This window comes from Planotetraspora kaengkrachanensis, assembly GCF_016862895.1.
Classification (GTDB): domain Bacteria; phylum Actinomycetota; class Actinomycetes; order Streptosporangiales; family Streptosporangiaceae; genus Planotetraspora; species Planotetraspora kaengkrachanensis.
On record NZ_BONV01000063.1, the window covers coordinates 20,759 to 30,285 of the forward strand.

The window sequence follows — 9,527 nt, forward strand, 5'->3', positions numbered from 1 at the left end:
CACGATTTGCGCCATGGGTCTCGCGGATCACTATCTGACCGAGGGGGAGCGAGTCGTTCACTCGTTCCATCCTCACTGGAAGCGGCTGATCGTGCCGTTCCTCGCTCTCGTTCTCGTCGTGGCGGCTTCAAGCGTCGCGATCTACTTCATTCCGAGTGACTATGAGTACTCGGGCATCGTTCGCATCGCCGTCGCGGTGGTCGCCGTCGTGCTGCTGACATGGTGGTCGTTCATCCCGTACCTGAAATGGAAGACGACCTCCTACACGCTCACGTCGCACCGTTTCGCGATCAGCACCGGCATCCTGAACAAGGCCGACGACGACATCCCGCTGGCCAAGGTCAACAGTGTCAGTTCGGACCAGCGCTTCCTGGAGCGCATCCTGGGATGCGGGACCTTGCGCGTCGAGTCGGCCTCGGAGAAGGGTGAGATCGACTACAAGGACATCCCCAAGATCCAGACGGTGCGGCAGGAGCTGTTCCGCCTGGTGGAGGACGCCTCCGACGGGAACATCGACGGCAAGTGAGGCGAAGGAGGTCTCGGGCGGCGGTGCCGACGGCCCGGGGGCGAAGGTCTACGGCGGCTTGGGGGAGACGTGGAGACCGGAGGACGGCCTAGTGCCGACGATGTCCAGCGCCTGTTCCTCGGCCCGGCGCCCACCTACACGCGCCGGCAGATAGCCGAGGCGGCCGGCGTCCCGCAGGAACTGGCGGGGCGCGTCTGGCGGGCGCTGGGCTTCGCCTCGCTCGGCGACGACGCGGTCGCCTTCACCGCCGCCGACCTCGGCGCGCTCCGGCGGATCCGGTTCCTGATCGACACGGGCGTCCTGGACGAGCAGACCGTCATCCGGATGGCCAGGGCCGTCGGCCGCACCACCGCCCGGCTGGCCCAGTGGCAGGCCGAGATCATGATCGGGACGCTGGATCCGCAGGTTCCCCCGAGCGACGCCGACCTCGTCCGTGTGATGGAGACGGCGCGCGCCCTGCTGCCCGATTTCGAGCAGACGCTGATTCACGTCTGGCGGTCCCAGCTGGCCGCGGTGGTCAGCCGCCTGATCTTGCCGACCGCCGGCGACGACGCGTTGCCCTCGCGTCTGACGCTGGCCGTCGGATTCGCGGACCTGGTGGCCTTCACCCGGGTCTCCAGGGAACTCGACGAGATGGCTCTGGCCGATCTCCTCGAGGGCTTCGAAGTGCGCACCTCGGACGTCATCGCCGCCCACGGCGGCCGGCTGGTGAAGACGCTCGGCGACGAGGTCCTGTTCACCGCCGACGAGCCCGCGGCGGCCGCCCTCATCGCCCTCAACCTGATCGATGAGCTCGCGCAGGACGAAGGCGGGCCCGACCTGCGGATCGGCCTGGCCTGCGGCCCGGTGCTGCCCATGATGGGCGACGTCTTCGGCACGACGGTCAACCTGGCGGCGCGTCTGACGGCGGTCGCCAGGCCGGGGACGATCCTCGTCGACGACGGCATGGCCGGGACTCTCGGCGACGTACCAGGCATCGAACTGCTGAAGATCCGCCGCAGACCTGTGCGCGGCCTCGGGGTTGTCCAGCCCTATGTACTCCGGCGAGCGGGACAAGGAGACTAAGCACGGTACGAACGAGGCTCACGGGCCGGAAACTGAAGGGTGAGGTGCGCATGCCGTACGAGGTGCAGGGCGTGGTGGCACGGGGCAAGGGCAAGCCGGTGACGCTGGAGACCATCCACGTACCCGACCCGGGTCCCGGCGAGGCCGTGGTGAACGTGCAGGCCTGCGGCGTCTGCCACACGGACCTCCACTACCGCGAGGGCGGCATCAACGACGACTTCCCGTTCCTGCTCGGGCACGAGGCGGCCGGAGTGGTGGAGGCCGTCGGGGCGGGCGTCACGGATGTCGCACCGGGCGACTACGTGATCCTCAACTGGCGCGCGGTGTGCGGCGCATGCCGGGCATGTCTGCGCGGCCGTCCGTGGTACTGCTTCAACACCCACAACGCCACGCAGAAGATGACGTTGGCGGACGGCACCGTCCTGAGCCCGGCGCTGGGCATCGGGGCGTTCGCGGCCAAGACGCTGGTCGCGTCGGGCCAGTGCACGAAGGTCGACCCGGCCGCCAGGCCCGCCGTCGCAGGTCTGCTCGGCTGCGGCGTGATGGCCGGCCTCGGCGCGGCGATCAACACCGGCGGCGTGACGCGGGGAGACTCCGTCGCGGTCATCGGCTGCGGCGGGGTGGGCGACGCCGCGATCCTCGGGGCGAGCGTCGCGGGAGCGGGCACGATCATCGCGGTCGACGTCGACGACCGGAAGCTCGAGTGGGCGCGCGGCTTCGGCGCCACGCACACGGTCAACTCCCGCTCGACCGACCCGGTCGAGGCGATCCGCGAGCTCACCGGCGGCAACGGGGCCGACGTCGTGATCGAGGCGGTCGGCCGTCCGGAGACCTACAAGACGGCCTTCTACGCCAGGGATCTCGCGGGGACCGTCGTCCTCGTCGGAGTCCCGACCCCCGAGATGCAGCTCGAGCTGCCCCTCCTGGACGTCTTCGGGCGCGGCGGCGCGCTCAAGTCCTCCTGGTACGGCGACTGCCTGCCCAGCAGGGACTTCCCGATGCTGATCGACCTGTACCTCCAGGGCAGGCTGAACCTGGAGGGCTTCGTGTCGGAGACGATCTCGATCGACCAGGTCGAGGACGCCTTCGCCAAGATGGAGCGCGGCGAGGTGCTCCGATCCGTGGTCGAGTTCCCGTAGAGCGATCTGTGATTGCTATCACATAGGCAAGCCTTACCATGGTGGGCTACCTTAGGTGTGCCTAACCTTATGCCCCGTTCCCCGGAAGGCTTCGCATCGCCGTGTACGTCTGCATCTGCCGCGCCGTGACCGAAAACGAGGTTCATGAGTGCATCGCCGCGGGCGCGACGAGTGCGAAGCAGGTCAGAGACACGACGGGTGCCGGAGGTGACTGCGCGTCATGCGTCCGGAAGATCTGTGCGATCCTGAAAAAGTCTGAGGACCTCGTCACCGTCGCATAGATCGAGAGGCGTCATGCAGGGCGACAGGGAGATCATCGCGCTGCTCAACGAGCAGCTCACCTCCGAGCTCACCGCCATCAACCAGTACTTCCTGCACGCCAAGATGCAGGAGCACTGGGGATACACGAAGCTGGCCGCCTTCACCCGGCACGAGTCCATCGACGAGATGCGCCACGCCGAGGTGCTGACGGACCGGATCATCTTCCTCGAAGGGCTGCCCAACTACCAGAAGCTCAACACGCTTCACATCGGGCAGACCGTCAGGGAGCAGGTCCAGGCCGACCTCGAACTCGAGCTCGGCGTGGTCGAGCGGCTGCGTCCCGGGATCGCGCTCATGCGGGAGCGGGGCGACATCACGTCGGCGAACATCTTCGAGACGATCCTGGCGGACGAGGAGCACCACATCGACTACCTGGAGACCGAGCTCGGTCTCATGGAGAGTCTGGGCGAGAAGCTCTACCTGGCTCGTTACGCCGAGCCGCCGTCGCCGTCCTCCTGAGGCGCTCGCGAGGCACTCCCGAGGTGGTTCCGCGGCCCTTCTGAGGCGCCGCGGAGGCGCGCGGCCGCACCTCGATGACGATCGTTTCCGCTCCAGCGTGTCAAGCAACGCCCGCCGGATCCTCTCCGGCGGGCGTTGTTTGTTTGTCATACGGCTGGGGCGCGGACGCCGTGCGTCGGGACCGGATAGCGGAGCCATGCCCGGATCGTTGCTGCCCTTGCGTGTTGACTATCCCAGATTTATCAGTGTTTGCCCAGGTCAATTGATGGGTCAACGACAAGTCAAACTGCGCGCTGTAGCCGGGAAACGATCGCCTAAGGTCCTACGATCGCTCCATGACCTGCGTACTTCTCGCCGAGGATGACACCTCGATATCCGAGCCGCTGGCGCGCGCATTGCGCCGGGAGGGCTATCAGGTAGAGGTGAGCCCGGATGGCCCGCAGGCCCTCGAAAGGGCCCTGTCGGGGGGCGTCGACCTGATAGTTCTCGACCTCGGCCTGCCCGAGATGGACGGGCTTGAGGTTGCTCGCCGCATCAGAGCGGAGGGACACGGCACTCCGGTGCTGATCCTCACCGCCCGTGTCGACGAAGTCGACACCGTTGTCGGCCTCGATGCCGGAGCCGACGACTACGTGACCAAGCCGTTCCGCCTCGCCGAACTGCTCGCCCGCGTGCGGGCGCTGCTCCGGCGCGGAACCTCCGAGACCCCGGTGGTGCAGGGCGTCCGCATCGACGCCGACTCACGCCGGGCCTGGATGGGAGACAAGGAACTACACCTGACCACCAAGGAGTTCGACCTGCTTCGCGTGCTCGTACGGGACGCCGGGAAGGTCGTCACCCGCGAGCAGATCATGCGCGAGGTGTGGGACACCAACTGGTGGGGGTCCACGAAGACACTCGACATGCACATCTCATGGCTGCGACGCAAGTTGGGGGATGACGCCGCCAAACCTCGGTACATCACGACCGTCCGAGGCGTCGGCTTCCGTTTCGAGCGCGAGTAGACCCGCGTGGCGGGTCTGTTGGGGAGGAGCTAGCACGTGCGCCGGCGCCTGCTCTCCTCGATGCTGCTCGTTGCGGTCATCGCCGTCCTGCTGTTAGGCGTGCCGCTCGCCGTGGTCGTGGTCCGGCTGATCAACGACGAGGCCGCCCGGGAGTTGAGAGCCGAAGCGAATCGGTTACTCATCGGGGTGGAGTACTCCGTCAGCCAGGACCAGACGATCGATCCCAACCGGTTGGGGAGGAACTACCCGGACCGGTACATACAGGTATTCGTCCGGGGCAACCCGCTGCTGGTGGTCGGTACTCCGCCACCGGCCGGCCGCGAGATGACCGAGGAGGCCCGTTCCGAGAACGGCTACGTTCGGATCGGGCGAGACTCGGCCCAGATCGAAAAGGACATCCACGCGAGGCTGGTGCTCACGATCGCGCTCGCGATCATCGCGCTCGGCGCGGCCGTCGGGCTCGCCTCCGTGACGTCGCGACGCCTGACCCTGCCGCTCCAAGAACTGACCAAGATCGCGGAGCGGCTGGGGTCGGGCGACGCGCGGCCCAGCCGGCACCGCTACGGCGTCCCGGAACTCGACCTGGTCGCGGAGGTCCTCGATCGCAGCGCGCTGCGGATCTCCGACCTGCTGTCGAGAGAGCGCGATTTCGCCACGGACGCCTCCCATCAGCTGCGCACGCCTCTCACCGGGCTGACCATGCGCCTGGAGGAGATCGTCGCCGCCGCCGGCGAGCCCGTGATCGTCCGTGAGGAGGGTGAGGCCGCGATCGTGCAGGTTGAGCGGCTCACCGCGGTCATCGACGAGCTTCTCGCCGCCGCCCGGCGTCAGCGCCACGCGCAGGCGGAGCCGATCGACGTGGACGACGTCGTCGAACAGCAGATCACCGAGTGGGAGCCCGCGTTCCGGCGGGCGCAACGTTCGCTCGTGCTGGCGGGGGATCGAGGGCTCAGCGCGCTCGGGACCACCGGCGGCCTGAGCCAGGTGCTTTCCACCCTGCTGGAGAACTCCCTCAAGCACGGTGACGGATCATTGACGATCAACACGTCCAGCACGGGGATGTCGGTCGTGATCGAGGTGGCCGACGAGGGGCTCGGCATCCCGGAGGCCCTCGGGACCAAGGTGTTCGAACGGAGTGTCAGCGGAGGCGGGGGAACCGGGCTGGGGCTGACCTTGGCGAGGGCTCTGGTCGCCGCCGACGGCGGGCGCCTCGAACTGGTCAAACCGCGGCCGGCGACCTTTGCGATCTTCCTGAGGCACGCGCGCGACCACGGACGTCACCGGGTGGTGAGCGGTCCCGCCTGAGGTGCGATGTCCTCGACCGGGGGCTGGGCGGGAGCCGCCAGGAAGACCCACTTCTTGTACGACCAGAAGCGGAACAAGGTGCCGAGGACCGTGCCGATGATCTGGGCGATGTTGTAGAACAGCGGGCCGTGCAGTCCCAGGGAGTACGTCACGAAGCCGATCACGATCAGCGGAGGAAGCAGGCCGATCCCGTTGAGCACGAAGAACAGGACGTATTCGCGGGCGAGGCCGCTCTGCTCCCTGTGCCGGTACGTCCAGAAGCGGTTGCCCAGATAGGCGAACGTCGCCGCGATGACGGTGGCGAGGACCTTCGAGGTCAGGGGTCCCAGGCCGACGCCGAAGCGGAAGAGGTTGGTGCCGCCGAAGTCGATGACGAAGGCGACGGCGCCCACGATGCCGAACTTGAGCAGCTCGTGCAGGAGCGTGGCGAACCGCTCGTAGGCACGTCGGAGGAACTGCACGTCCCGCACGGTCCTTCCTGATCGGCGGCGAAGTCATCCCAGGCTACCGGTACGAGTCGTCGGCGGGGGATGCTCCCTACCTGAGAGTGTTCGTCACCTGGTGTTTCCCCACCGCTGGTATGAACATTTCAGAAAATATCCATCTATAAGCCATAAGCGAGTGCGGTACGCACTACGCTCTCGCCCGAGCAGGATCACTTTGTTCTGGAATCTGCGTGTTCTGGAGAGGTGGCCCCCACCGTGCTACGCAGAATCACGGCACTCAGCTTCGCCCTCATCGTGCTCGCGGGTTGTGGGAACGAGACATTCGGCCAGCCGTCCGGCTCCCCGGGCGGCGACTCCGACGGGGCTTCCTCCGTCGCGGCCACCAGGTCCGAGGCCGAAGCCGCCTTCGCCGCGCTCGGCGAACTCAGGAAGGCGTGGAAGACGCACGACTGCGACACGGTGGCGTCCCTGACGACCTGGGCGGAGGGCGCTCTCGCCGAACACGCGTGCGAGGCCGCCAAGGAAGGCGGAAAGGGTCTCGATCTCGGAGAGTACGGCGACGTCGAATACCTGCTCCCCGGCGGGAGCGTGGACGACGCCGAGGGTGGCGCGTGGTTCGCCGCGCTGGCCCGCGACCCCGAACCGACCTTCTTCGTCTACGTCCAGGCCGAGGGACGGTGGCGGCTGGGAGCGGGGCCGATCCCGGTCGTCGGCAAGACGCCCAAGTTCGACGTGGACACCAAGCCGGCCGACGGCGACCCCCGCATCGCCGTACAGGCAAGGCTCGTCCCGACCCGGTACGTCGCCTTCCTGACCGACCCCGCCGGAGTCAGCGGCGTGAAGTTCTCATCCGGAGACCGGATGCGGGACCTCCTGCCGGAGTTGCTCCAGGCGCCGGCCAAGGTCCGGCCTGATCGGCTGTCCGTCGACGTCCAGCTGGAAGGGCAGGCGTACTCGCTGGTCCTGGCCGACGGCAATGCCCTGGTGTTCCACGCGCTCAGAGTGGTTTACACCCAGCGGCCCGGCTCCGGGCGCTCCTCCCTCGCCCATCCCCGGTACGGCGACGCGGACGTGCGCGCCTACACCGGGAAGACCGACCCGGACGCGATCACCGGGACCGAGCTTCTGATGCTCGCCACCGAGGTGTCCAGGGACAACGAGATGACGACGGTCGCCATCCGCCGATCCCTGGCGGGCATCACCCCTGACGTCACGGAGTAGAACCCCGGGAGCGGGCCCTCGGGTAGATCGCCGGGGCGCGGGAGCCGTACACGTGGGGAATCGGTAGGCTGACATGTCGTGAACAGCCCGAACGTTCCCCAATCAGGTCATGCGGCCGCACCCGCCGCCGCGGTCGACGCTTCGAGTCCCGCCGGTGGCACGACGGCCAAGGCTGTCGTTCCCGTCGGAGGTCCGAACGCTCCCGTCGTCGGCATGGTGGGCGCGGGGCAGCTCGCCCGGATGACCCAGCAGGCCGCGATCGCGCTCGGCATCGAGCTGCGCGTGCTGGCCAACTCGCGGGACGAGAGCGCCGCCAAGGTCATCGTCGACACGCGGCTGGGCGATTATCGCGATCTCGCGGATCTGCGGGAGTTCGCCAAGGGCTGCGACGCCGTCACTTTCGATCATGAGCACGTGCCGACCGAGCACATCCGGGCGCTCCTCGGCGACGGCTTCGCCGTACACCCGGGGGCCGACGCGCTGGTCCACGCCCAGGACAAGGCGGTCATGCGTGAGCGGCTGACCGCGATCGGAGTCCCGTGCCCGGCATGGGCGCGCGTGTCGGTCGCCGAGGACGTCGAGGCGTTCGCGGAGACGCATGGGTGGCCGGTGGTGCTGAAGGCGGTCCGTGGCGGTTATGACGGCCGGGGCGTGTGGGTCTGCGACTCCATCGACGAGGCCCGTGAGCCGCTGGAGTCGGGTGTGGCGCTGCTCGCCGAGGCCTTCGTGCCGTTCGGGCGGGAACTGGCCGTGCTCGTCGCCCGGTCTCCGCACGGGCAAGGGGTCAGCTATCCGGTCGTGGAGACCGTACAGAAGAACGGCATCTGCGTGGAGGTCATCGCCCCCGCCCCCGGCCTGGGTGAGGAGGACGCCGCCACCGCGCAGCACTTCGCGCTCAAGATAGCTCGGGAACTGGGCGTGACCGGCCTGCTCGCGGTCGAGATGTTCGCCACCGAGTCGGGCCTGGTCGTCAACGAGCTCGCGATGCGGCCGCACAACAGCGGGCACTGGACGATCGAGGGTGCGAGGACCTCGCAGTTCGAGCAGCACCTGCGGGCCGTGCTCAACCTGCCGTTGGGCTCGCCGTCGCTCGCCGCGCCCGTCGTGGTCATGGTCAACCTGCTGGGCGGATCCGACCCGAACATCTTCTCCCGGTACGAGCACGTGCTGGCGAACGATCCCGGAATCAAGATTCACTTTTATGGCAAGGACGTAAGGCCTGGCCGCAAGATCGGACATGTGACCGCCCTGGGAACCGACCTGGCCGACGTCCGCGCGCGGGCGTGGCACGCCGCCGACTGCCTGAAAGGACCGGCTGATGACTGACTCCCGCCCCGCTGACGAGGCGGCCGACGCGTCCCGGGCCCTGGTGGGGATCGTCATGGGAAGCGACTCGGACTGGCCGGTGATGAAGCTGGCGGCCGAGGCTCTCACGGAGTTCGGCGTGCCCTTCGAGGCCGATGTCGTCTCGGCCCACCGGATGCCTGCGGAAATGATCGAGTACGGCACGCGCGCGGCTTCACGGGGAATCAAGGTGATCATCGCCGGTGCCGGGGGAGCGGCCCACCTGCCGGGGATGCTCGCCTCGGTCACGCCGCTGCCGGTCATCGGCGTCCCCGTGCCGCTCAAGTATCTGGACGGCATGGACTCCCTCCTGTCGATCGTGCAGATGCCCGCCGGGGTGCCCGTGGCCACCGTGGCCATCGGAGGAGCACGCAACGCAGGGCTGCTCGCGGTGCGGATCCTCGCCGCGTCGGACGAGGAGCTGCGGCAGCGCATGGAGGACTTCCAGGTGACGCTGCGCGATCAGGCCCATGCCAAGGGGGAGAGGCTGCGCACCGAAGCAGCCAAGATGCGCTGACATCGCGGCTTTCCTTTCACTGGCGCGGTTCACTGGCGCGATCTTCCCGAGCGGCCTGCCTGCGTCGGCGTCGGCGTTGGGTGGATCGTGCTGATCATGTTCGCGTGGGGCGGTTGATGGGCCCTCCGGCGTTCCGGCCGGCGTTCCGGTCAGTGTTCCGGCTGGTGTTTCGGCTGGTGC

At 68.1% G+C, this 9,527-nt stretch carries 11 protein-coding genes; 10 read left to right on the forward strand and 1 reads right to left on the reverse strand.

What is annotated here, in order from left to right:
* Window positions 1–13 precede the first annotated feature (13 nt).
* From Pka01_RS39720 to Pka01_RS39750, 7 genes are all read left to right on the forward strand, one after another.
* A complete protein-coding gene (locus Pka01_RS39720; RefSeq protein ID WP_203888181.1) occupies window positions 14–526 on the forward strand; it encodes a PH domain-containing protein in 513 nt (170 codons plus the stop codon).
* Between the two features lie 69 nt (window positions 527–595).
* Window positions 596–1,591, forward strand: a complete 996-nt coding sequence (locus Pka01_RS39725; RefSeq protein ID WP_203888182.1) for an adenylate/guanylate cyclase domain-containing protein — start codon at window positions 596–598, stop codon at window positions 1,589–1,591.
* Window positions 1,592–1,641: 50 nt separating this feature from the next.
* Window positions 1,642–2,730 (forward strand): S-(hydroxymethyl)mycothiol dehydrogenase, encoded by a 1,089-nt coding sequence (locus Pka01_RS39730; RefSeq protein ID WP_203888183.1) that lies wholly within the window; start codon window positions 1,642–1,644, stop codon window positions 2,728–2,730.
* A 101-nt stretch (window positions 2,731–2,831) separates the two neighbouring features.
* Window positions 2,832–3,011 carry a (2Fe-2S)-binding protein gene (locus Pka01_RS39735; RefSeq protein ID WP_203888184.1) on the forward strand — a complete coding sequence of 60 codons (180 nt, stop codon included), beginning with the start codon at window positions 2,832–2,834 and terminating at the stop codon, window positions 3,009–3,011.
* Window positions 3,012–3,024: 13 nt separating this feature from the next.
* Window positions 3,025–3,510 carry a bacterioferritin gene (bfr, locus tag Pka01_RS39740; protein ID WP_203888185.1) on the forward strand — a complete coding sequence of 162 codons (486 nt, stop codon included), beginning with the start codon at window positions 3,025–3,027 and terminating at the stop codon, window positions 3,508–3,510.
* Window positions 3,511–3,845: 335 nt separating this feature from the next.
* A complete protein-coding gene (locus tag Pka01_RS39745) occupies window positions 3,846–4,514 on the forward strand; it encodes a response regulator transcription factor (RefSeq protein WP_030451323.1) in 669 nt (222 codons plus the stop codon).
* A 36-nt stretch (window positions 4,515–4,550) separates the two neighbouring features.
* On the forward strand, window positions 4,551–5,819 hold the full coding sequence (locus tag Pka01_RS39750) for a sensor histidine kinase (protein ID WP_203888186.1): 1,269 nt from the start codon (window positions 4,551–4,553) through the stop codon (window positions 5,817–5,819).
* Here the strand turns inward: Pka01_RS39750 and Pka01_RS39755 are convergent.
* Entirely contained in the window at window positions 5,792–6,280 is a 489-nt protein-coding gene (locus Pka01_RS39755) for a GtrA family protein (protein WP_203888187.1), read from the reverse strand. The two genes, Pka01_RS39750 and Pka01_RS39755, sit on opposite strands and share 28 nt — an antisense overlap.
* Window positions 6,281–6,520: 240 nt before the next feature.
* Here Pka01_RS39755 and Pka01_RS39760 point away from each other — a divergent pair, with 240 nt between their 5' ends.
* From Pka01_RS39760 to purE, 3 genes are all read left to right on the forward strand, one after another.
* Window positions 6,521–7,486, forward strand: coding sequence for a DUF8094 domain-containing protein (locus Pka01_RS39760; RefSeq protein WP_203888188.1), 966 nt, complete (start codon window positions 6,521–6,523; stop codon window positions 7,484–7,486).
* A gap of 78 nt (window positions 7,487–7,564) precedes the next feature.
* Window positions 7,565–8,812: a 5-(carboxyamino)imidazole ribonucleotide synthase gene (locus tag Pka01_RS39765; RefSeq protein ID WP_275414544.1), complete on the forward strand. Its 1,248-nt coding sequence runs from the start codon at window positions 7,565–7,567 to the stop codon at window positions 8,810–8,812.
* The gene (gene purE / locus Pka01_RS39770) at window positions 8,805–9,347 is read left to right on the forward strand and encodes a 5-(carboxyamino)imidazole ribonucleotide mutase (RefSeq protein WP_203888189.1); all 543 of its coding nucleotides are present in this window, start codon (window positions 8,805–8,807) and stop codon (window positions 9,345–9,347) included. The genes Pka01_RS39765 and purE overlap by 8 nt, the downstream gene beginning before the upstream one ends.
* Window positions 9,348–9,527: the final 180 nt, after the last annotated feature.

Excerpts from the sequence above, each read along its gene's own strand:
- Pka01_RS39745 (WP_030451323.1), top strand. The coding sequence starts at position 3,846 with ATGACCTGCGTACTTCTCGCCGAGGATGACACCTCGATATCCGAGCCG.
- Pka01_RS39720 (WP_203888181.1), top strand. The coding sequence starts at position 14 with ATGGGTCTCGCGGATCACTATCTGACCGAGGGGGAGCGAGTCGTTCAC.
- Pka01_RS39730 (WP_203888183.1), top strand. The coding sequence starts at position 1,642 with ATGCCGTACGAGGTGCAGGGCGTGGTGGCACGGGGCAAGGGCAAGCCG.
- purE (WP_203888189.1), top strand. The coding sequence starts at position 8,805 with ATGACTGACTCCCGCCCCGCTGACGAGGCGGCCGACGCGTCCCGGGCC.
- bfr (WP_203888185.1), top strand. The coding sequence starts at position 3,025 with ATGCAGGGCGACAGGGAGATCATCGCGCTGCTCAACGAGCAGCTCACC.